Raw genomic sequence first — 22835 nt, 5'->3', positions numbered from 1 at the left:
AGAATAATTACTCCTAACTTCTAACTTCTAACTCCTAACTCCTGATCAATGATTGTCAACTTTCGCTAAATTGGAAAAAGGAAAACTCAAGGAAATCTTAAATGTCAGCACAATTGTTACTGGTGGATGATGAACCAGGCATACGGGAAGCCGTGAAAGACTATTTGCAAGAGAGCGGTTTCAACGTTCAAGTCGCCAGTAACGCCCTTGAAGGTTGGGAATGGATGCAGCTGAATACACCCGACTTAGTGATTTCCGATGTGATGATGCCTCAAGTGGATGGCTATCAGTTCTTAAAGCAACTGCGAGAAGACCCCCGCTTCCAAACACTCCCGGTAGTATTTTTAACTGCTAAAGGTATGACAGGCGATCGCATCCAAGGCTATCATGCTGGTGTTGATGCCTATCTACCCAAACCCTTCGATCCAGACGAGTTAGTTGCCATAGTCGAAAATTTGCTAGCCCGCCGCGCCGCTAAGGCTGCAAGTACCGGAGATGACTCTGAAACCCCGGATCTTGCTGAACTAGCTAATCAGATTGCCCAAATTAAGGCATTGTTAACTCAAAGAAATGCTATTTCCCAGTCGCCAGCCCCTTTTAAAATAGATTTGACACCGAGAGAGCAAAGTGTTTTAAATTTGGTTGCTGAAGGGTTGATGAACAAAGAAATCGCCCGCCGCTTAGAAACCAGCGTCCGTAATGTAGAAAAATACGTCAGCCGTTTGTTTAGTAAAACCGGCACCAATAGCCGTACAGAGTTAGTTCGTTTTGCTCTAGAACACGGACTTGCTAAATAGGGATTGGGGATTGAAAAGAGGCAGAGGGGCGGGGTGCGGAGGGGAAAACTCTTCTCCCTTGCTCCCTGCGCCCTTGCCTTTTTTCATTCAATGCCCACTTCTGGGCAATAGGTAACTGGCTGCCAAACCATTACCTATTACCAGCAATAGATAAAACATAAGTATTTCAGCAAATCAGGCACTTAGCTTCAGCAAAAAGCTAAAAGAAAGGTTATTTATTTTTACTTTGGTCTTTTAGGTTTTCATTATGATTCGCGCCTATTGTCCAATTCCCCATCTGTAATGACACAGGGTTTTGTTCTTCCAGCAATGTTTTGATAAAAACTTGGTAAAATGCACCCGGCTGAATTTGCTCTTAGATTCTACCAGTACCCTTTGCTACAAAGTTTTTAATAGCGGAAACTGTTTCTGGGACTTTGTGCTGCTAAATAAGACCTTCACAAAGCAGAAATCACAATATTTTTATGAATTCTACTTGCTGCTTAGTTTTTATGGCGACGGGGGTAGGGGATCAACATTTGATTTGATACCCAATTCACGTTTTTCATTAATTAAATTACACCTTTATGACTGAGGATTTTCAGCAACATTACGCAAGCGCATTAGCTGTCGTCGCATTTGAGGAGAGGCTTTAAACTCAGATACTTCCTGCGCTTTAACAGACGCTTGCAGCGTCTCTAGAAAGTCATCAGATCCTTCGGTTAAAGCATCAAGTAGCACCTGTAAAAGCTGCTCGCGATCGCTCAATAAACTCTTTTCCTCAATCAACCGGAATTTAAGATGGATTTCGCACTCATAAACACCTACTTCGAGATTATTTATCTGGCGTGGTAATGCTTTGGAGTTCATAGCTATTGAGATTCCTTTACTTGGTTGTCATGAGGGCAAGGAGGTAGATGTCTAGCAAAAATTCTTTATATCTCTTTTGAATCCAAAGTGCTTGAATTAAGAATTTTTCTTCATCAATCACCTTTGTATTCCATTTCACTCTCCTACGGTGTATTTTCAAGCTAGATTTTCAGTGTCTAGATTTTGACGTTTCTGTACCTGATGTAGCTTATGGTAAGCCATAACTATTATTCAGTTTTTAAGATTCTACACAATAAAGTTTCTGTAAGAAGTTGCTCAACCTTTTTAAAGGTTTTTACATCAACTTTATGTTAACGTCAACAACAGTTTGACTTGTTACTCTAATTTTGGTGTTTATACGTAAGTAAAACTGCTTAAGTTTTTAGATTTTCTTAAAGCCAGCAGTCGATGTAGCGCTATTCAGTGTAATTACTTGATGTACGTTTTTTGCAATATAAAATTCAGGATAAATTGATGAGCATAATTATTAATGTCAAAACTTTTGTTCTCCAAAAAAAATGTACACAGATCAAATTATTGCTGCTGAGTGCCTTATCCTACGGTCTTTTGAGCTTGATTGAGTACAAAAAATTTAGCAGGAAGTCAGATTAATACACTAAATTAAAATACTCTCTCCATTAATTTTTACATAAAAATAATTCGACTACTGTCAGTACTAGCAGCTAATTATGTCTTTAACTCATAACAGAAGTAACAAACTAATCAGTAAAGGTGATATTTTTACCTATGCCCATTCAATATACCCTTTGAAAACTGCATTCAAAGCTTGTAAATTGAGAGCATCTAAGCTCAGAGATAGCGTTTACAATAATTTCAGTGTAATCCACGCAAATCTTACACCTTTTTATGAATAACCCGATGCTGCTCAAGTCCACAACCCGGCATATCCGCATTTTCGCAGGTGAAATTGACCGGGATGGCGATCTAGTTCCTAGTCAACAAGTCTTAACGTTAGATGTTGACCCAGATAACGAATTTAATTGGAATGAAGATGCGCTGCAAAAAATTTATCGGAAATTTGATGAATTAGTAGAAGCATCTAGTGGCGAAGACCTGACAGATTATAACTTACGCCGTGTGGGGTCAGATTTAGAGCATTATCTGCGATCGCTCCTACAACTCGGCGAAGTCAGCTACAATCTTTCTGCCCGTGTTACCAATTACAGCATGGGAGTCCCTCAAGTTGCCATTGACGACAAACAATAAGGTTGGGCATTGGGCATTGAAAAGAGGCAGAGGGGCAGGGTGCGGGGGGCGGAGGGGCAGAGGGGAAAGACTTACTACTGCTCCCCTGCTCCCCTGCTCCCCTGCTCCCCTGCTCCCCCCATTCCGCATACCCTAAAACTCCATCCCGCAAGTTGCGTGGAGTTTTTTATTTCTTGGAGTTCCCTTAGGTAGAGAGAGGAATGATTACAAGTCTACTTCTTAACTCAGCACTGGCTCAACCCTAGCTATCCGCTAACAGCAATCTGAAGAGATTTTTAGAGCCACTGCATTTATCCGGTACTTTTGCCAAAATTAATATTTGCTATTCTTAATTCTTAATTAAAGTTAATTCTTGCTATCCTACTTATAAACTAAATAAATACCAACATTATCCGCCTCTTGATGATGGATAATTTAGCAAAAGCAAATCGTGCAGTTATGCTTGGGTTATGCTTTGGTGACAGGGTTGGGTTAGTTGCTTTGGCGATGGAGAGTCACAGGGCAATAGAAGCTATGATTAGGCTGTAGGGTTGACTTAGGAGCGTATTTTTTGGATAAGTTTTGTATTAGCACCTGCTGATATCCGCCAGCTAAAATCATCATCTAAAGTCTGGGTATGTCAAGTTTAAGAAAGATGAGCGGTCTAGATTGTCCCTACTAATGCTATTAAAGAAATTGCCAATCGCTGATCGGTGCGAAAACTATGGAAAATGACGCGGCAACGCTCTACTGTCCAAACGAAAATTGTCAGGCTGCCAACCCCCTGACTCACAAGTTTTGCCAGCGATGTTCCACGCCCCTAACCAAAAATTATCTCTGGGCTGTGGTAGATGGCCCAAACGTGGGTAGCCCTGGAGAAATATTAGCCGATCGCTATTTAATCCTTGATAAATTTGTTCTTTTAGATACGAAGCCTGGTTTATTAGCCCTAACGCCTGAGTTAGATAATCTTCAGCCCCTAAAAGCTTACCTGAGGCTCATTCCCTACCGCTTACATGTGCCGCAGGTGTATGGAGTGCTGTTTATTTCTGACGGCTCTTCCGAGCGAGAGATATTACTCTTAGAAAAACCGCCACTATTAGTAGACGACACTATCCAAAAAGTGAGTTTAGGCAGTGAGTTAACCAGTGTTTGGCGTGATGCAACATCGATGCGCCAACTCAATTGGTTATGGCAAATAGCACATCTGTGGCAACCTCTTGCAAGTGAAGGTGTCGCCTCTAGCTTACTTGACTCTTATGTATTACGGGTAGAGGGATCGTTAGTACGTTTGTTGGAATTGCGTTTTGATGGCGCCACACCAGAATTACCCCAATTAGGTAAATTTTGGCAGCAGTTGATCGGTGATGCCAAACCAGCCATAACTGAATTTGTTGATCGCGTTAGCCTTGCTTTAATTCAGGGACAGATTAATTCCACCGATCAATTAATCGGAGTTTTAGATCAAGGACTGGCTGGGTTAGGGCGATCGCAAACACCCACAATCCAAATTATCACCAAAACCGACACCGGGCCCAGTCGCCAGCGTAACGAAGATGCCTGTAGCCCCCCCAGTGGAACTCTAGTAAGCAAACCACCCCAGCCAACAGCCTTAGCAATTGTCTGTGATGGCATCGGTGGACACGAAGGCGGCAATGTCGCCTCAAATTTAGCCATTGAAACAATCCAGCAGCAGGTACAGCAACTAACAAAAGTTCCCTACGACCACATAGACCCTTCACTGCTGCTAAATGACTTAGATAAGGCAGTGGCAATGGCCAATGACAAAATTAGTCAGCGCAATGACGGTGAAAATCGCCAAGGGCGTCAACGCATGGGCACGACTTTAGTCATGGCATTGCCTGTTGCTCATGAAATGTACATTACCCACGTGGGCGATAGTCGTGCCTACTGGATTACACGCCACGGCTGTTATCAAGTTACCCTTGATGATGATGTTGCCTCCCGCGAAGTGCGGCTAGGTTATGCCATTTACCGCGAGGCTGTACAACAAAGTGCTGCTGGCTCTCTCGTCCAGGCTTTGGGGATGGGGCCCAGCACTTCATTGCATCCCACATCGGGACGGTTTATGCTCGACGAAGATGCTGTTTTTCTGCTCACATCCGATGGTTTGAGTGATTTCGATCGGGTGGAGGAGTATTGGGAAACTGAAATCTTGCCGATTCTACTTGGGGAAGCAGATATAGCAACTGTTGCCAATAGATTAGTCGAACTTGCTAATACTAAAAATGGACACGATAATGTCACCGTCGCTTTAGTTCATTATCAAGTCCAATATTGGGAACCAGAAATCACCATCAAGGCAGTGATTTCAGAGAGTTATTCTGCCAAAACCGTTGATTTGGCATCCAGGGCGACAGCTCCGACAGTTTTAGGTAGCCCAAACCACAAAACTCAGGTAATTACTGAAAAGGAGCCAGTCAAGACGCGCATACCGCTACAGTGGATTGTTCCATTACTATTTGTAGTAGCCGCAGGTGCTTTAGGATTGTTCGTGAAGCAACTGCGATCGCAATCTTGGACATTTCCAACTTTAGCCAATCCCACCCCAACTGCCAACCCTACCATTGCAGCAACACCCGTACCGCGATCGCTGGCTAATCTTTCTCTTGGTTGGGTAATTAAAACCAACAATGATATCTCCTTGGGGAGCAACCAATCACTTCCTCGCGGGACTTTTTTAGAAGTTATTGAGAAAAAATCAAATCCCAAACCGGCTTCTGGGAATTTTTCGGTGTCTATGCGAGTCTGTGCCAATAAAAGTACACAAACTCCAGCTAATACTAATACCCCAGCCGTAACTACCTCAGTTCCACCAAATTCCAAACCTTTGCCAGCAACAATATTGCTAGACTTATCCCAACTCAACCGTTTTGGCGTCTCTGTTTTACAATCAGATGCACCAAGTCCATGTACAACTGTCACCCAACCGCCAGTTACCGAACCAGCTGACACAAGTCCAACTTAGTCAAATACTCGATAAACTTGTAAAAACCTGGAATAATAACAGGTAACAACCAAAGTAAAAAATTTACAAGGTAAAAAAGTAGAAATTTTCACCTTGGAGGATTTTTATTTGAAATTATCAAGAAAGTCAAGAGGCCAAGGGCAGTTCTTACTAGAGGAAAGGGTCTAAGACCCCCACTGTTGCGTCAGCTTTCCACAGGCTACGAGAGTTAAGTAGCTCCAAATCAGGAAAGGTCGAATCCTATAACTGATTTACCCCTCCTGCCCTCTGCCTTATAACAATTGTTTTTAGCTTTTGGTTTAATGAATCCATGCCATCCCTGAATTTGGCGATCGCCCGTCTCCTAAACACTGGCACTGACAACTTCGCCATTTGGGTGGTCAAGGCTCCCTATCCCAGTGGCTACGTTTTACGTGACTGTGTATGGCCTGTTGAACTGACCCAAGTCTGGCAAGAATGGCAGCAGATGTTTGCTGGTCATGGTCGCCTTGATATTTCCCCTAACTCAACATCTCAAAAGAGCAACCCATTCCCCATAGATTTGATTTCAACCCCTTCAGGTCAGACTACTGGCCCCTATAGCAGTCGTCTGATGCAATACTTGGGAATGAATTTATGGCGCTGGGTATTTGACGGACAAATTCTTGGGAGCCTAGAACGCAGTCGCGGTATGGCTATGGGTCAGCATACACGTTTGCGCTTTCGACTAGAAATTCGCGACCCGGATCTTATCGCTTTCCCTTGGGAAATTATGCAGCGTGAGCCTGGTCAATCGGCGATGTCTCTCTCGCAAGATTTGCTATTTAGTCGTACCAGCACTGAAGTTGATGCTTTACCCTATTTGAAAACTGACCAGGCTTTAAGTATTTTGCTAGTTTTAGGTCATGATGAAAAACTGCAACTAGAACAAGAAGCCGCCATATTACAGCAAATTCTTGCAGATACCCCTGGTAATTCCCAAAGATACGCGCCTTGTGTAGTCAATCAACTCATTCAACCAACTCCACAGCAGTTGATTGATGAATTAGAAACCAAAGCATACAATGTTTTCTTTTACGCTGGACATGGTTTGCCAGACCCAGATGGAGGGTTACTGTTTTTGCGAGCAGAGATGCCTCTAAATGGCATAGAATTGGCGCAAGTATTAACGCGTACAGGTGTAAAACTAGCGGTTTTTAACGCCTGTTGGGGCGCACAGCCAGCCGCAATCAACCATCAAGCTATCCCTGCCAGTAGTTTAGCAGAAGTCCTGATTCGTCATGGTGTGCCTGCGGTTTTGGGGATGCGCGATAAAATCGCTGACCACGAAAGCCACAGTTTTATTCAAGCTTTTACCGAAGCTTTGCGATCGCACAAGCCAATTGATGAAGCCGTAGCACAGGCTAGACAAGAGTTGTTAACATTGTATAAATTTAATCAACCTGCTTGGACTTTGCCTGTTCTCTACCTGCATCCAGATTTTAATGGCGAACTCATTAAGAATCTGGATGAAGGTATTACCGAACTTCCAGATACAGCCATTCCTGATGTTGGTTCCTCACTTCCAATTGCTTGTTTGCGATCGCTCACTCCCAAAGGTAAAACCTGGTTACTGCGTTATGGAGTTACCCGCATCGGCCGCACGAAAGACAATGATATCGTCATCCCCGAACCATCTGTATCCAAACGCCACGCCGAAATCTTTTGCCGCAATACTCTTACGGATGCTACGTTGGTGCGAACTTACTACTTGCAAGATTTTTCTACCTACGGGACAACCTGGTTTTTAGGGCCTAATGGTTGGCAACAAATCCTCCGAGAGGAAGTCCCATTGAAATCGGGAATGCAGGTAAAGTTTGGAAGTGCTAGAGGTGAAACCTGGGAGTTTGTGATTGAAGACTCCTAGCGGAGCTATTGCACAAATGGATTTGTATATTAAGCATCAGCTTTTAAAATCTGTTTTTTTGGAGAAAAATTCAACTTTTTTTGCGGAAATCTCCTCTTAAAATTTGTAGTTGTCAATACCACCAAATAATCATCAGGTAAGAAAATATGGCTAACAAAATTAACGGTTCAGACACTTACTCTTCTTTGCCATCTCAAATAGACTTAGAGTTATTAGAAGCGTTGTTGGAACCAGAAGATGCTACCTATCCTTGGAATCCAGGTGATGATGAATCAGAAGCTTATTTTCAAGAACTAGAACAACAGTTCGGGATGGATGATTTGCAGGGTGTTGAACTAACAAGGCGATCGCAAGATTTTTATGGACATCTAGACACACTTTGGGCTGGTATTACGACGCCAGAGTATAATGACACCCGGCAACAGGTAGTAGTGCTTAATCTTCAACAAATATTACTTACTAATTTTGCTGCCTGTGTTCCCCAAACATTGCTCAACACCATCGCCACCAAAGCTGCTGAAATATTTGCGGCTCGTCAATTAATCAGTGAGCAACTAGTTGAGTGCGTTCAGACAGTACTACCAGCTTGGGAAACAGAGGATCTTTTAGTTTTGGCTCGTCCTTTTGCTTATGCTATGCGAAGTAGCGAATCGCAAAATGCGGCATCGGCACTCAGTAATCTTCAAAATAGCGAGTGGACAGCTTTATCAGAAGTAGATAAAGCAAAGGTTAGTTTAGCGATCGCTTCTTATGCTTTCACACAACTCAACAACTCTCAGTCTGAGGTATGAATGAGGAATGGGGATTAGGGAGTAGGGAAAACTTTTCATTATGGGTTGTGTTCGCGTAACCCGCACTTTGCATTCTCTCTATTTAGAGGCATCTTTTGAAAAGATGTTGGTTTACTTATGCAAAAGTGCTAAAAAAAAGCCAAAAATTAGAATTTTTATAATAGATTCTAATGGTTTTGATTTTTGTATTTACACTTACCCGATAATAAATTAACTCTAGGCTAATTTTTAAACTAGGCCATCTATCCCAAGAGGTAAATATTGAAGTATTGGGCATTGGGCATTGGTTAGTAGTTATTCTTTATGATAAATTAAAGGGTTTAAGAACCTGTAATCTAGATGTAGCACCCATTTCAGTCGGGATTTTAATCCTCGTCTGAAATGTCTTTAATTTTGTTAGCGCAGCGTAAAGCCTTCTCGACGAGAGGCTCCGCCAACGGCAACTCTTAGAGACGCTGCGCGAACGCTTAGAGCGAGTCTTCGTTCGCTTTTAGCGTCTTGTAGAGAGCCTCATTTTGAATTTTGAATTTTGAATTGTTAACCCCCTCATTTCCCCCTACTGCTATTTTGGGCCTAGAAATCGGGTAGCAAAATTTTGCGATCGCGTTGGTGACAGCGCTCGTGCTTTGAGAATTGCCGCCATCAAAAAGGCGTAAGATAACACCCCAACAACTACTAACAGCAAGGCATTGATTGATCCTGTCGCATTCCACAGAGCGTGGAGCGCAGAGGCACTCAGATAACCAATAGAAAGAATTTGCCAACTCCTACTAGGTTTGAGGACAGCTAACCCAATAAAGTAACCAAGGTAGCCACTATAAGCCATGTGTCCGGCTACAGAGCCTAAAATTCGGGGAATTAGCAGTTGTAAACCTGCCAGTTGACCAGCAGCGCCTATACCCACCTGTTGCGTGACATTTTGAGTGATATCTGGCACATACTGACCGAGAGTTTCCAAGAGAGTGAAACCTACAGCAGAAGCCGTTCCCAAGAGAATACCATCTAGAGGTTCCCAGATGCCGATGCGTTCCCGCCAAGGTGAAGACAACATTCTACCGATGGCAAAGGCCCCTAGAACAGGTAATGCCTTAAGTAATTCTTCCATCAAGCCAGCGCCAAAAAACATCCGCACCAGCAACTCTGTGAAGGTGATCGATTCTTGAGGTGTGGGCAAGCTTCCAGGCAAAATGCCGCGAAACACGAAGATAAATAGATCCAACACGGGACTGAGCAAAACCAGCGTTGTGCCCAATGCTGTAGCCATTAGTACCCACCAAGGCTTCTGTTTACCGCAAAGTTGATAAACAAAATAGTAGGCAGCGAAAGCGATATAACTTGCTACGATCACTTGATTAGCTTGGGGACGACCGACTGTAGCGAACATTAACACTACAAAGATGACGGTCAGTATTCCCGGTACGAGGTAAGCTTTACTAGTTAAATCTTTACCAGTAGAAATAATCGGAAAAAGCTGGGTGAAGCTAACAGAATCCGGCTGCTTTAATTGCGTGTGGTTGTGGTAGTTAGTCGCCGAAGGCAGTGGTGTAACTTGGTTCACTGTCGTCGCCGGAGTAATTGAGGTATACTCATACTCAAAAATGTATTGCGGCCCATCAGCACCTAAAGAAATGCGATCGCCTGGGTGCAATTCCTGACATTCATACAAGCGTTGTCCATTCAAATAAGTGCCATTAGCACTATTCAAGTCACAAAGCACCCAGCTAAATTTGCTATCTGGGGATAGAGAGAGGGGACGAACCACTGCATGACGACGAGATACCATCCGGTAGCTCATGGCATCCAAGACAACTTGGCAGCTGGGGTCGCGTCCAATTACCATCTCTTTACTGGGGGGCAGTGAGTAGCGAGATTCTGCTCCAGAAGTTGCCCCATTACCAGACACTAGCCGCAGAAATGCATTATGTCTTGCGTTTTTGCCTGTCATCGATAAGAAGTGCGTTTCTAAACTAATTCTTCACCTAATTTGGCGGCAGGACTAACCTTGGCCACATTAACAGCAGCATTGCTAAATCCACTATAGCTTCACTTACTGTTAAGAAATTTAAAATTCTTGATGCAAAAATTCAAATTGTTTTACCTAATGTAAATAAGTATTCCATCTACTGAGAGTTTGTCATAAAGCTGATTTATTAGGCGGATAAATCAGATTGTATCAGTACTGTACTTTTGACATCCTATCTGCAAATTAAATCTACGGCAGTTTATCAAAAAATAGTGGTTTTTACTGCATTCAGTGCCATTGCAGAAATATATAATTTTCCGCCGCCTGTTGTCGGTTGTTTTTGCTACTGATAATTGACTAATCTTGTTTGGAATGGGGAATGGGGAAAGAAACAGCCTTGAAGATTGGGCTATTCCCGATGAATTGGGAAGCTCCGTCCGTCTTACGGCACAGTAGTTCACCGACTATTGACTAATTAAAGCAGATCGAATTCTGCGATCGCTCTCTTAAAGTTCTTGTTTTCATGTCCTGGCTGGCTGAGTTTAATCAAGGCAAAACGCTGTAATGGCGTTAAAGCTGCCCAATTTTGTTGTGTCAGGGTTACACCTATTTCTTGAGCTTTTTCCTGAAGGCTAATTGGTACTATGCCAGAGTCTAACCATGCGGGATGAGGCTCGATGGGCAATTTTTTTGCTGGTATATTAGTACGTTCTATAATTAACTGCTGGATATGATCATGGTAAGACTGAATTTCCGTTTCTGTGGTGCAAGGTAATTCAACTAAAGCTTGACGCTCATCTGTAGTCATTTGGTTCCAGTCGGGCAATTTTAACTTGATGCCACAGGTATCTAATTTACAGCGTACCTGCATAGGAATGCAACGCAGGGAATCAACAAAATCTGCTTCAAATTGAAAGAAGTCTGTCACGTCGTTTCGCTCCAAATTCAAAATTACAAATTACAAATTACGAACTATTTCAACCTGCATCTTTGGAATTACTGAGACGAATTATTAAATAACTAATCGATAAGGCCAAAATAGCTACACCTAGACCAATTATATCAAGACCTCCAATCTTTTCTAAGTCAAGAATAATAATTTTTCTGGCAACAGCAATTAAGGAAGTAACAATAACTAATTCAACTTGAAAAACGTGTTTTCGGAGATAGGCTGTAATATTTTCTAAGATTTCTAAGGCAATTAAAATATTTAAAAATAAACCAAAAACCTTATACAGGGTTGTATTAAACTTCCCATAAGGTATTGTAAATAATTCTTTAAAAATAAATATTCCTAAATCTGTAATCGCTACCAAAATTACAATTACCATGAAAACAGATAGAGTTTTAGAAACTAGAACTTCTATATTTTCGATGATGTGCATAAAGCTCTCATCTTTGGTAGCTCCTATAATTCGCCTCATTAACTTTTTCATCTGCTGCACCCAATTCTAAGACAAAATAAAATCCCATAGATAAATCTAGAGGATTAAAAATTACTTACTAATACTTTGTAAGCTTTCTATCTATTTTTTTATTCTTCATCCATATCTAAAAGTAAAACTTCTAGTTTATAGAGATTGTACTTCTTTAGATATAGTAATTGGTAACAGTCAAAATTAGAGAGTCATAAAAAATGATAATAACTATTGACTATTGATTATTGACGAAATTACCTATTGCTGGTTATAAAATACCAGTTTTGAGCGACACTTTGCAGCTTACCATTGCGAAGACTGGAGTTGATGATTTTTGATTGGAACTTCTACAGAAATTGGTATCAATTGCACTGCACAGGCTTTTAATTCTGGTTGGAGTGAATCGGGGCACGCTTCTGGATGGGTGAGGGCATTGGCTTCGGCATTATCTGCCCACAGCGAACCCCAGTGCATGGGGACAAAAACTGTACCAGGTGCGATCGCTTTTGTAACTTTAGCAGGAAACTTCGCTTTACCTCGACGCGATCGCACTTCCACACACTGATTATCTACAATACCTAACTTAGCAGCATCACGGGGATGAATTTCAATAAACGGTTCGGGATGCATTTTGCAAATTTTTTCAATTCGACCAGTGCGTGTCTGCGTATGCCAGTGTCCGTAAAGTCGTCCATTAGTTAGTACAAAGGGATAATCTGGGTCTGGTGGTTCTGCCAATCCCTTGGAGTAATATGCCCCAAATCGAGCGCGTCCATCAGGGGTGTGGAAGCGGAGATTGGTGTAAAGGCGTTTCCCAGATAAATTTGCAGATGCTTCTCCCCCTGCTTCCCCTGCTCCTCTGCTCCCCCTGCTCTCTTCTGGATGGGGCCATTGCGTCGGGCCTTCTGCTTGTAATTGCGTGTGACTGATACCTGTCATATCGCAGGGGCGATTTTTAGTTAGTTTGACAAACTCAGCGTAAACTTCCGCAGAGTTAGTAAAGGCAAATTCTTTCTCAAAACCTAATCTACGTCCAACTTCGGCAAAAATTTCCCAATCGGCTTTAGCTTCTCTTGGCGGTTGGCGGAATCCTGAACACAGAGTTACTACCCGTTCGGAATTTGTCATCACACCAGTTTTTTCACCCCACTGGGCTGCTGGTAGCAAAACATGAGCGTAAGCAGAGGTTTCTGTGGGATAATATGCGTCTTGGTAAATAGTGAAAGGCGATCGCAATAATGCCTTTTTAGTCCGCTCTAAATCTGGCATACTCACAGCAGGATTAGTAGCCGCGATCCATAGTAACTCTACAGCGCCATTTTCTAACCCAGTAATCATATCCCAAGCAGTCAAACCGGGATTGGGCGAAATCTGTCCTGGCTTAAGTCCCCAAAACTCCTCAACTTCTGCACGGTGCTGAGGATTTTTCACCGTCCGATAACCTGGTAATAAATGCGCCAAACCTCCGGCTTCCCTTCCTCCCATTGCGTTCGGCTGACCAGTGAGGGAGAAAGGGCCAGCTCCAGGTTTGCCAACTTGTCCAGTCATCAGGTGCAGGTTAATAATAGTTCTGACCTTAGCCGTCCCTTCTGAGGATTGATTCACACCCATTGACCACAAAGATAGTACCCGCTCAGATTTACCCCAGTAGCGCGCGGCTGTTTCTAAATCTTCAATGCTGATTCCACATTGACGAGCCACAACTTCTGGCGGATAGTGGCGAATCACTTCCGCATAAGCCGGAAAGTTGATGGTGCAGTCGTCCATGAACATGGTATCAATGTAGTTCCAGCGCATTAATAAATGTGCGATGCCGTTTAACAAGTCGATATCTGTACCGGGACGAATGGCTAAATGCAAATCAGCGGCTTCTGCGGTTGGTGTGCGACGGGGATCAACCACAATCATTTTGACTTTGCGGTTCTTTTTGTGATATTTCTCTAGACGGTTAAAAACGATGGGGTGACATTCGGCTGTGTTAGTACCAATTAAAAATGCACAATCGGTTAACTCCAAGTCTTCGTAACAGCATGGCGGCCCATCTGAGCCAAAGCTTTGAATGTAGCCAGCCACAGCACTAGACATACATAAACGAGAATTGGCATCAAAATTATTAGTACCCAGACAGCCTTTCATGAGTTTCTGGGCTATGTAATAATCCTCAGTTTGAAACTGACCGGAACCATACATACATAAGGCTTCTGGCCCTTGGGTGAAGCGGATAGTTTGAATACGTTTGGTGATGAAATCAAAAGCTTCATCCCAACTAACACGGCGAAACTCTTGATCTAAGGAGTCTCGCACCATTGGGTAATGTAATCTATTTTTATCTAAAGATTCTGCGATCGTTGCGCCTTTGACGCAAACCATTCCCTGACTAGATGGATGGGCTTTATCGCCCCGTACTCGCCAAGTTGGATTTCCTTGATTATCTCGATTAGTGGCTTTGCCAAGTTGGGCTGGGGGTGAAACTTCTAAACCGCAGCCAACACCACAGTAGGGACAAAGGGTTTTGGTAAATTCACTCATGGCAGTTGTACCATTTTGTTATTTTGATTGTGCAACCTCAGATGTAGCGCCAGGTTGAGAAATTTGTGTGTTATGCAAAAACTCTTTGAAACGAATGGCACTAAGAAAAGCCCAAAGGGTTTTGTCGTCTTGTTCCCAGCCTCTAGGCTGGGAATATATTTAAAAGAAGCTCTGCCTCTTGTCAAGCTACTGGCAATACGGTTCGGTTAGTATATTTGGCTCTCGGAGAACCTCCAACCCCCTTAAAAAAGGGGGCTTTTCCTCCTATTTGCCCCCTTTTTAAGGGGGTCGCCGTAGGCGGGGGGATCTTAACCGAACCGCATTGAAGCTACTCAGAATGCGTTTCCAGCCTAGAGACTGGGAACCAGTCATGTATCTTTTCTTGGTGCCATTCGACTAAAGTTCTTACTACGAACTATGAGAATTTATTTCCCTTATTGCATACTCTCTATTTTTAAGACAGGTCTATTCTTCAGTTAAGAAGACAGAGTTTTTACTTACGGTTTCTGGTAATTCACCCTCAAATGTAGCGGCAAAGGAACCTTTTGGTTCTTTGAGGAAGAAGGCACACATAAAGGCGCAGACTAAAGCGGCTAAACCCATTGTGGAAAATAGTGTTGGAGCGTCGGTTAAGCTGAAAATTGTCAGGTAAACTACGCCGCCAAAATTACCGTAAGCTCCCACGTTACCGGCTATTTGTCCAGTGGCTTCTTTTTTAATTAGCGGGACGATGCTGTAGGTTGCACCGCAGCCAGCTTGGGCAAAGTAAGCGGCTAACATTGTAACTGCGATCGCTACTGGAATTGGCCAGCTACTACTAATAAAATGTGCCATCAAATAACTAACGCCAATGCCAGCGCTGATAATTGTCATTGTCCACTTACGGGAGTTAAATTTATCAGAAATTAAGCCACCGCTAGGACGAGAAATCAAGTTTAAGAAGGGATAAGTAGCAGCAATCATTCCAGCGATAACATGCTCTAAAGCAAAGGTTTTTTCAAAAAATGCTGGCAGCATGGAAACGGCTGCCAGTTCGCTACCAAAACTAGTTATATAAGTAAATTCGAGTAAGGCTACTTGACCAAATTGGAAACGTTCGGATGGAGCGTAAGTTTTCTTGCCAATTAGTAGTTCTCGGTTTACTTGCCAAGCTTTGTAACTTTGGTAAGCAAATAATCCTGCTAATAGGAACCAAGTCAGATACATTTGGCTCACAGTTAGGAAGCGAATATTCTTTTGTTCTAAACGCCAAGCCAATAAACCCAAGGCGAAAATCAAACCAAAATTCGAGACAATCATCGCCCAAAAGCTTTTAACACTGGTTACTTCTAGAGAACCATTTTTCTTAGGTTTTTTGTAGACTTTACCAGTGGGCGTATCTTGGACGCTATTGTAATAAATTACCCCGTAGATGGCTGCAATAATCCCTGTAAGTGCGATCGCAAACCGCCAGTTAGAAGCACCACCAGCGAAAAAGCTCGTAGAAACTGCCAGTATCGGCAACACAAACTCTGCGCCAAAAGCTCCAAAGTTGCCCCAACCGCCATAAATACCTTGGGCAATTCCCATCTCCTTCGGCTGGAACCATTCGGACACCATGCGGATACCAACCACAAACCCAGATCCGACAATTCCCATCAGCAAACGACTGATGACTAGTTGATTAAAATCTTGCGCTAGCGCCGTCGCCAAACAAGGAATAACCGTAAACATCAGCAAGATTGAGTAGGTGATTCTGGGGCCAAAACGATCCAGAAGCATCCCAATAATTAGCCGTGCGGGAATTGTGAGGGCGAGGTTACAGATGCCTAAAGTTTTAATTTGCTCTGGCGCTAGATGTAGTTCTCTGCCAATGGTTGTAGCGAAGGGGGCAAAGTTAAACCAACAAACGAAGGTGAGAAAGAAAGCAAACCAAGTCTGATGTAAGATCCGGTAGCGATCGCTGAATGAAAATAAGTTTTTAAGCATTCTAATCTTTCTAATTGAATAAAATACAGAGAAGATGAGCCTTTTTGCTCGGAGGTTGCACCTTTTAACTCGGAGGTTGCACCTTTTAACTCGGAGGTTGCACCTTTTAACTCGGAAGTTGAGCCTTTTAACTCGGACGTTGCACCTTTTAACTCGGAGGTTGAGCCTTTGAACTCGGACGTTGCACCTTTTAACTCGGAGGTTGAGCCTTTGAACTCGGACGTTGCACCTTTTAACTCGGACGTTGCACCTTTTAACTCGGAGGTTGAGCCTTTTAACTCGGAAGTTGCACCTTTTAACTCGGAAGTTGCACCTTTTAACTCGGAAGTTGCACCTTTAAGGTTAAAATCTGAGTTTTAACCAATGACAAATGACAAATGACCAATGACCAATGACCAATCAATTACTAACGACTAACGCTTCTTTGTTGAGTTTTGCCCCAAACTTTTGGATGAGTAAATCTTGCAATATTGGCTGCAAGTCTTCGCATGGTATGCCTTTGATGACGCAAGTACCCAAATGAGCATCTTTGCCAACTTTGCCACCCATATATATGTCAACACCTTCCAAGGTTTTGCCATTTTTACGAGTTTTAGTTCCCATCAAGCCGATGTCTGCAACTTGGGGCTGTCCGCACGAGTTGGGGCAACCTGTCCAGTGAATTCGCACTGGATTGGTGAAGGTTAGCTCTTCTTCTAAGGCTTTAATCATTACCAAAGCGCGGTTTTTGGTTTCAATGAGGGCAAAGTTGCAAAATTGTGCGCCTGTGCAAGATACTAGCGATCGCGCCAGCAAACTAGGGTTAATTGAAAATCTTTCTAGCAACGTTTCTGTTAAAAATGTTGCTAAATTCGAGTCAGCAATGTTGGGAATAACAATGTTTTGCTCAACTGTGAACCGGATTTCGCCAGTGCCGTAAACTTCTGCTAGACGAGCGATTTCAAACATACCTTCGGCATCTAGCCGACCGACAGGAATATGCAGTCCTATGTAATTTAATCCTGCTTGTTTTTGTTTATATATCCCGATGTGGTCGCGTTTTTCCCAGTCGATCTCGTCTTTAGGTGCTGCGGATATTAATGATTTACCCAAACGGTTTTCTACTTCTGCTCGAAACTTATCTAAACCCCATTCATCGATTAGCCACATCAAGCGCGATTTTTGGCGATTAGCACGTGGCCCATGATCGCGAAATACTTCCAAAACCGCTCTACATAAGGCTACTACATCTTCTGGAGCCACCCAAGCATTCAGAGGAATCGCCGCCTCACAACGTTTGGCTGAGAAAAATCCACCTACTAGGATATTGAAGCCGAAAATTTTAGAGGGGAAATTTTGCTCCCCTGCTCCCCTGCTCCCCTGCTCCCCTGCTTCCTTAAATGCTGGCACAAAAGCTAAATCGTTAATTTCAGCGTGAACCGAATTGTCTCTTCCACCTGCGATCGCAATATTAAACTTCCGTGGTAAGTTGCTAAACTCTGGGTTCCCTTCGCCTTTGTTGGTGAGCATATCTTGAATTTGTTGTACCAACTCTCGCGTGTCGTACAACTCATCTGCATCCAACCCCGCCACCGGATCGCCTGTGATATTGCGGACGTTATCCATCCCTGACTGGATGCTGGTTAAACCAACTGCGTCAAATCTATTAAAGATATCTGGTAAATCTTCAATTCTAATTCCCCGTAATTGGATATTCTGTCTGGTAGTAATATCAGCGCAACCATCATCACCATAACGCTGCACCACTTGCGCCAAAACCCGCATCTGACTGCTAGTAAGAATACCGTTAGGCATCCGCAACCGCATCATAAACTTGCCTGGGGTAACTGGGCGAAAAAACACGCCTACCCATTTCAGTCGATGGTCACGATCTGTTTCGTTCATTGCCTCCCAACCCAGGGAGGCAAATTTCTCTATCTCACTCTTGATGGCGAGTCCATCTTTTTCTGCTTTTAATTTCTCGAACTTATTAAGGCTAGTGGTAGTTGCTGTGTCTGTCATGAGGCTGAATCTCGTTGCAAATTACTGATAAGATCGGAAACTGTGGTCGTAATTACCCAATACCAATCAATCCGTAGTTACATTAGGTGATGTATCTACGAGGGTTAGGGAATAAAAACTTAATATTTAATTACGGCTGATTATTTTGACTCAAGAGCATTCCAACGCGAAACTGCAAATCCGTGGTTAGTTAAGGAAAACTTGTGGCCATTTACATCTTGGGAATTTGTCAAGCAGGTTTAGATAATGTTCATGTAACAATTTCGATAGTCATAACTTAAGGCGAGACTTTTGTTAAAATCGTATAAAATGTTACGTTTTCTGGGAAAATTTCCACAAGGTGCATGAATACTATGCATTATTTGCATTAAAGTCACCAATGAACGATGTGTAACCCTTAATCAACGGTATTTGAGATGACTGAAGCAATTTTGGATCGCCATAGATCAATGTAAAATCCAAAATTGAGCAACAGATGTTAGCTAAAACTTAGATATTATTTCAACAGCTATGAAACGTCGTGATTTTATCAATTGGGTAGGTTTGGGTTTGATTGCAAGTTCTCTACCTGTAGCGATCGCAGCTTGTTCTACTCAAACAACTCCAGCATCTAAAGATTGGCAAACAGTAGGTGCATCGGCAGAATTAGATAAAACAGGTCAATTGCTGGCGAAAGACTCACCCGCCGGGCCTGTGCTGGTAGTGGGCACATCTAAAGCCCCAAATCTGACTGCTGTTAACCCTACCTGTACTCACGCAGGTTGCACTGTAGTATGGAAGGCTAATGTAAAAAAATTCGCTTGTCCCTGTCATGGTTCGGAATTTGGGGTTGACGGTAAAGTGCAAAAAGGCCCAGCAACAGAAGCGCTGAAAACTTATGCCGCCAAAATTGAGGGTAATTCTGTTGTAGTCAAACCAAGCTAATGGAGGGCAGGGAGCAGGGGGCAGGGAGCAGAAGATGATAATTAATAGCAGGATATTGTGAGTAATATCAAACAGCTTTTGGTGCAAGTTGAGACAGCATATAATGCATCTGATTGGTCATCATTAATTCAATATTTGCAACAGTTAATTTTGGGGACAGACTCGGAAAATTTAGAGATAGTTAAAAACCGAGAATATATTCTGAAATTAACACTTTCAATGTTAGAGATGGGGGATTTTCAGCAACGCTGGGAAATTACCAAAGTGTTGACTAATTTGGGAAATATTGCCATTGCACCACTCATTGAGATATTAGAAGATGAAGACGCAGAAGAAGAATTACGCTGGTATGCAGCAAAGACTTTGGGAGAATTTCAACACTCAGAAGCCATCGCGGCAATAGTTGAATTGTTGAAAACCGATGAAGATGAAGAACTTAGAGCGATCGCAGCTACAGCACTAGGGCAAATGGGTACTGTTGCTATTACTTCACTAACTGAACTTTTATTAGATGAAGATACACGATTGTTAGCAGTGCGATCGCTTTCATATATTCGCCAACCAGAAACCATCACACCACTCTTGAGTGTAGTACAAGATCCACAAGCAGCAACCCGCGCCGCCGCAATTGAAGCCCTCACTAGTTTTCATGACGAACGTGTAGCACCAATCCTGTTGAACGCTTTGGATGATATAGCCGCCACAGTGAGGCGTGCAGCAGTGCTTGGTTTAGGTTTTCGCCCCAACTTACACCAAACATTAGATTTAGTAACGAAACTGCAACCCAAGCTTTACGACTTTAACCTTGAGGTTTGTTGTGCAGCCGCAGCTTCCCTTTCTCGCGTGGGTAGTGATGATGCTGCCAAATGCTTATTTGATTTGCTGATTTTACCTGATACACCAATAAAGCTGCAATTAGAAACCATCCGCGCTTTAAGCTGGGTGGGGACATTATCGAGTTTGGAATATTTGCAAACAGCACTGAATCAAAGTACATCAGGAACAGTGTGGCAAGAAATTGTCACAGTTTTGGGACGAGTCCAAAAACCGCAGTTAACTACACCAGCCGCAGAAATATTATTGCAAATACTGCGATGCCTTTCCTGCGGAACGCTAACGCCATATCCAGCCACAGAGATTACTAACATTAAAAGTGCGATCGCCTTATCTTTAGGACAGTTAGGCGAAATGCAGGCAATTGAACCATTGATTTCGCTGTTAGGCGATTCTAATGCATCGGTGAGACTACATGCGATCGCTGCACTGAAAAATCTGGATAGTGAAGCCACACATCAACGATTGCAGCAGTTAGCAAACAACGATGCAATCACGCCAGATTTAAAACAAGGAATAGCGATCGCTTTAGCCGAATGGTAGATTTTAGCAATAACTGATAATAAAATGTATTCCTTAAGTCTTAAGTAAGACACACCTGCAGTATGAAGTTATAAGTTATCACGTGAAATAATATTGTGAAGTATTCTTAATAGAGTCTCAAGCGTTGGTAGCATCTGGCTGCTTATAGTTTCTAGTTCATTTATATCCAAATAACCAAAAGCTAATGTCAAAGTAATTATATCTATTTCCGTGAAAATCCTGCTTAAATTAGCTAGAACTTATACTTTTTAATTAGGTCTATGGAAATAATTAAAAGTAATTAAAAGTTTGTAGTATGTTCTTTATTTTGGCTAAGTAAGCTAAGTCTCACAGCTTTTAGAGATTTATCTAATTGTAAGCTCTAAAACATTTTATTTTTTCACACTCATAGACTAAAATGCTAAATTAAGTCCTGGGATATAAATGGTTTTACACTTAGGGTAGAAGTTAGATAAAAAACTATCAGCTATTCTTGTGTACAAGCAATAAAATAATTCACAATAAGTAATTAAAATAAAGTTGGATAGAAGAGAATATAATTCTATTTTTTAAATAAATATTATTATTCCTTATCTATCGATTGTGAGCAAGCGACTTGGGTCGTGCGTTCTTAACTAAGAATTAGTAATTACTGATTATTAATTATTTTAATTTTTCTGATAAATAGTAAGATATTGTGAGATATTCAAATGCTTTCAATTTTTCCAAAATAAGCTAGATCAAATACTCCTCAATACTGGTCGATATTTACCTATTTAGCAGTACATTGAATAGAAAATATCGATTTTGAAAATTAATCACCCACAGAAATCTAGAACATACAAGGAACCATAACTATGAAGCCTTTGAATTTATCTAAAGCTGTTTTAGCTACTGTCTTTGCCATGAGTTTCGCCTCTGTGTCCTTACCCCCTTCTGTTTTTGCTCAGAGTGGAGGTTCTGGCAGTGGAGGCTCTGGCAGTGGTGGCTCTAGCAGTGGTGGCTCTAGCTCAGGTACTGGCACAACAGGCAGTGGTACAGGTAGTGGCACAACGGGCAGTGGTACAGGTACTGGCACAACGGGCAGTGGTACAGGTACTGGTACAACGGGCAGTGGTACAGGTAGTGGCACAACGGGCAGTGGTACAGGTACCGGCACAACGGGCAGTGGTACAGGTACTGGTACAACGGGCAGTGGTACAGGTACTGGTACAACGGGCAGTGGTACAGGTACTGGTACAACGGGCAGTGGTACAGGTACTGGTACAACGGGCAGTGGTACAGGTACTGGTACAACGGGCAGTGGTACAGGTACTGGTACAACGGGCAGTGGTACAGGTAGTGGCACAACGGGCAGTGGTACAGGTACCGGCACAACGGGCAGTGGTACAGGTACTGGAACAACGGGCACTGGTACAGGTACTGGAACTGGAACAACGGGCACTGGTACAACAGGCTCTGATTCCACAGGTACTGGAACTGGAACAACGGGCACTGGTACAACAGGCTCTGATTCCACAGGTACTGGAACTGGTACAGGTACTGGCACAACAGGTTCTGATTCCACAGGTACTGGAACAATGGGCACTGATGCTACAGGTACTAATAGGAATGCAGGCATCACAACATCTGAAAGAACTAGCGATCGCGGTTTCAATTGGGGTTGGCTAGGTTTGTTTGGTTTAGCTGGTTTAGCAGGACTAACTCGTAATCGTGAAAAAGTCCGGGCTTATAGCGATCCTGATGAAGTAACAGGTTCTCGCAAAAAATAGTATTCACAATACTCTAGGAGCGTACAGCTGTAGTTTCTGCCCTCTGTACCTCTTGCAAATCTGACGCGATCGCAGCCGTATACGCAAGTGTACGGCTATCTGCTTGAGGTTCTACAAAACCGTATGTTTTTCAACAGTTGCATAAGATAGCGATCGTTGATTGTGATTAGGCATGATTGCAAGGAGTTCTTGTTTGCTGATAGATTATTTTATAAAAAAACCTGAAATCATTATCTGATAATCATTTCAGGCTTTTCAATATTCAAATTAATAATTATTCAATCTGCTTCAATATCTGCAGAATGTGGGTTAAGACACACCTCTACTTGCCACTTTGTTAACATTTAGATGTGTTTGCCCTGTTATTTACCTTCTTTAAACTCACAA

General features: G+C 42.6%; 16 protein-coding genes. 9 read left to right on the top strand and 7 right to left on the bottom strand.

Annotated features, from left to right (window positions below):
- Positions 1-101: 101 nt before the first annotated feature.
- Complete coding sequence (locus HWQ39_RS19290) at positions 102-797, top strand: response regulator transcription factor (RefSeq protein ID WP_292848470.1); 696 nt, start codon at positions 102-104, stop codon at positions 795-797.
- Between the two features lie 564 nt (positions 798-1361).
- Here the strand turns inward: HWQ39_RS19290 and HWQ39_RS19285 are convergent.
- A complete protein-coding gene (locus tag HWQ39_RS19285) occupies positions 1362-1646 on the bottom strand; it encodes an Npun_R1517 family heterocyst differentiation transcriptional regulator (protein ID WP_292848467.1) in 285 nt (94 codons plus the stop codon).
- Between the two features lie 867 nt (positions 1647-2513).
- On the opposite strand from HWQ39_RS19285, the gene HWQ39_RS19280 reads away from it, so the two are divergent.
- The 4 genes from HWQ39_RS19280 (at position 2514) to HWQ39_RS19265 (ending at position 8517) form a co-directional block, all read left to right on the top strand.
- The gene (locus HWQ39_RS19280; protein WP_292848464.1) at positions 2514-2873 is read left to right on the top strand and encodes an NAD(P)H-quinone oxidoreductase subunit M; all 360 of its coding nucleotides are present in this window, start codon (positions 2514-2516) and stop codon (positions 2871-2873) included.
- A gap of 703 nt (positions 2874-3576) precedes the next feature.
- Complete coding sequence (locus HWQ39_RS19275; RefSeq protein ID WP_292848462.1) at positions 3577-5841, top strand: protein phosphatase 2C domain-containing protein; 2265 nt, start codon at positions 3577-3579, stop codon at positions 5839-5841.
- Between the two features lie 310 nt (positions 5842-6151).
- Complete coding sequence (locus HWQ39_RS19270; protein WP_292848459.1) at positions 6152-7726, top strand: CHAT domain-containing protein; 1575 nt, start codon at positions 6152-6154, stop codon at positions 7724-7726.
- Positions 7727-7872: 146 nt separating this feature from the next.
- A complete protein-coding gene (locus HWQ39_RS19265; protein WP_292848456.1) occupies positions 7873-8517 on the top strand; it encodes a hypothetical protein in 645 nt (214 codons plus the stop codon).
- 562 nt (positions 8518-9079) lie between these two features.
- On the opposite strand, the gene HWQ39_RS19260 is transcribed toward HWQ39_RS19265, so the two are convergent.
- The 5 genes from HWQ39_RS19260 to HWQ39_RS19240 form a co-directional block, all read right to left on the bottom strand.
- Positions 9080-10462 (bottom strand): PrsW family glutamic-type intramembrane protease, encoded by a 1383-nt coding sequence (locus tag HWQ39_RS19260; RefSeq protein WP_292848453.1) that lies wholly within the window; start codon positions 10460-10462, stop codon positions 9080-9082.
- A 493-nt stretch (positions 10463-10955) separates the two neighbouring features.
- Positions 10956-11408, bottom strand: a complete 453-nt coding sequence (locus HWQ39_RS19255) for a nitrate reductase associated protein (protein WP_292848450.1) — start codon at positions 11406-11408, stop codon at positions 10956-10958.
- Between the two features lie 49 nt (positions 11409-11457).
- On the bottom strand, positions 11458-11916 hold the full coding sequence (locus tag HWQ39_RS19250) for a phosphate-starvation-inducible PsiE family protein (RefSeq protein ID WP_292848447.1): 459 nt from the start codon (positions 11914-11916) through the stop codon (positions 11458-11460).
- 285 nt (positions 11917-12201) lie between these two features.
- Entirely contained in the window at positions 12202-14427 is a 2226-nt protein-coding gene (locus HWQ39_RS19245; protein WP_292848444.1) for a molybdopterin oxidoreductase family protein, read from the bottom strand.
- A 465-nt stretch (positions 14428-14892) separates the two neighbouring features.
- Positions 14893-16395, bottom strand: a complete 1503-nt coding sequence (locus tag HWQ39_RS19240; RefSeq protein WP_292848441.1) for a NarK family nitrate/nitrite MFS transporter — start codon at positions 16393-16395, stop codon at positions 14893-14895.
- Positions 16396-16563: 168 nt separating this feature from the next.
- Between HWQ39_RS19240 and HWQ39_RS19235 the strand changes: the two genes are divergently transcribed.
- Complete coding sequence (locus HWQ39_RS19235) at positions 16564-16755, top strand: hypothetical protein (protein ID WP_292848438.1); 192 nt, start codon at positions 16564-16566, stop codon at positions 16753-16755.
- Positions 16756-16794: 39 nt separating this feature from the next.
- On the opposite strand, the gene HWQ39_RS19230 is transcribed toward HWQ39_RS19235, so the two are convergent.
- The gene (locus tag HWQ39_RS19230) at positions 16795-18396 is read right to left on the bottom strand and encodes a ferredoxin--nitrite reductase (RefSeq protein ID WP_292848435.1); all 1602 of its coding nucleotides are present in this window, start codon (positions 18394-18396) and stop codon (positions 16795-16797) included.
- A 510-nt stretch (positions 18397-18906) separates the two neighbouring features.
- Here HWQ39_RS19230 and HWQ39_RS19225 point away from each other — a divergent pair.
- From HWQ39_RS19225 to HWQ39_RS34440, 3 genes are all read left to right on the top strand, one after another.
- Complete coding sequence (locus HWQ39_RS19225) at positions 18907-19320, top strand: ubiquinol-cytochrome c reductase iron-sulfur subunit (protein WP_292848432.1); 414 nt, start codon at positions 18907-18909, stop codon at positions 19318-19320.
- Between the two features lie 54 nt (positions 19321-19374).
- Positions 19375-20697 carry a HEAT repeat domain-containing protein gene (locus tag HWQ39_RS19220; protein WP_292848780.1) on the top strand — a complete coding sequence of 441 codons (1323 nt, stop codon included), beginning with the start codon at positions 19375-19377 and terminating at the stop codon, positions 20695-20697.
- 836 nt (positions 20698-21533) lie between these two features.
- Entirely contained in the window at positions 21534-22448 is a 915-nt protein-coding gene (locus HWQ39_RS34440; RefSeq protein WP_366932285.1) for a WGxxGxxG-CTERM domain-containing protein, read from the top strand.
- The last annotated feature ends 387 nt before the right edge of the window (positions 22449-22835 follow it).

It is taken from the genome of Nostoc sp. NMS8 (assembly GCF_017115045.1).
Taxonomy (GTDB): Bacteria; Cyanobacteriota; Cyanobacteriia; order Cyanobacteriales; family Nostocaceae; genus Nostoc.
The sequence above is the reverse complement of the archived record's forward strand: the minus strand, read 5'-3'. Positions and strand labels throughout refer to the sequence as shown.

Excerpts from the sequence above, each read along its gene's own strand:
- HWQ39_RS19290 (WP_292848470.1), top strand. The coding sequence starts at position 102 with ATGTCAGCACAATTGTTACTGGTGGATGATGAACCAGGCATACGGGAA.
- HWQ39_RS19285 (WP_292848467.1), bottom strand. The coding sequence starts at position 1,646 with ATGAACTCCAAAGCATTACCACGCCAGATAAATAATCTCGAAGTAGGT.
- HWQ39_RS19280 (WP_292848464.1), top strand. The coding sequence starts at position 2,514 with ATGAATAACCCGATGCTGCTCAAGTCCACAACCCGGCATATCCGCATT.
- HWQ39_RS19275 (WP_292848462.1), top strand. The coding sequence starts at position 3,577 with ATGGAAAATGACGCGGCAACGCTCTACTGTCCAAACGAAAATTGTCAG.
- HWQ39_RS19270 (WP_292848459.1), top strand. The coding sequence starts at position 6,152 with ATGCCATCCCTGAATTTGGCGATCGCCCGTCTCCTAAACACTGGCACT.
- HWQ39_RS19265 (WP_292848456.1), top strand. The coding sequence starts at position 7,873 with ATGGCTAACAAAATTAACGGTTCAGACACTTACTCTTCTTTGCCATCT.
- HWQ39_RS19260 (WP_292848453.1), bottom strand. The coding sequence starts at position 10,462 with ATGACAGGCAAAAACGCAAGACATAATGCATTTCTGCGGCTAGTGTCT.
- HWQ39_RS19250 (WP_292848447.1), bottom strand. The coding sequence starts at position 11,916 with ATGAAAAAGTTAATGAGGCGAATTATAGGAGCTACCAAAGATGAGAGC.
- HWQ39_RS19245 (WP_292848444.1), bottom strand. The coding sequence starts at position 14,427 with ATGAGTGAATTTACCAAAACCCTTTGTCCCTACTGTGGTGTTGGCTGC.
- HWQ39_RS19240 (WP_292848441.1), bottom strand. The coding sequence starts at position 16,395 with ATGCTTAAAAACTTATTTTCATTCAGCGATCGCTACCGGATCTTACAT.
- HWQ39_RS19230 (WP_292848435.1), bottom strand. The coding sequence starts at position 18,396 with ATGACAGACACAGCAACTACCACTAGCCTTAATAAGTTCGAGAAATTA.
- HWQ39_RS19225 (WP_292848432.1), top strand. The coding sequence starts at position 18,907 with ATGAAACGTCGTGATTTTATCAATTGGGTAGGTTTGGGTTTGATTGCA.
- HWQ39_RS34440 (WP_366932285.1), top strand. The coding sequence starts at position 21,534 with ATGAAGCCTTTGAATTTATCTAAAGCTGTTTTAGCTACTGTCTTTGCC.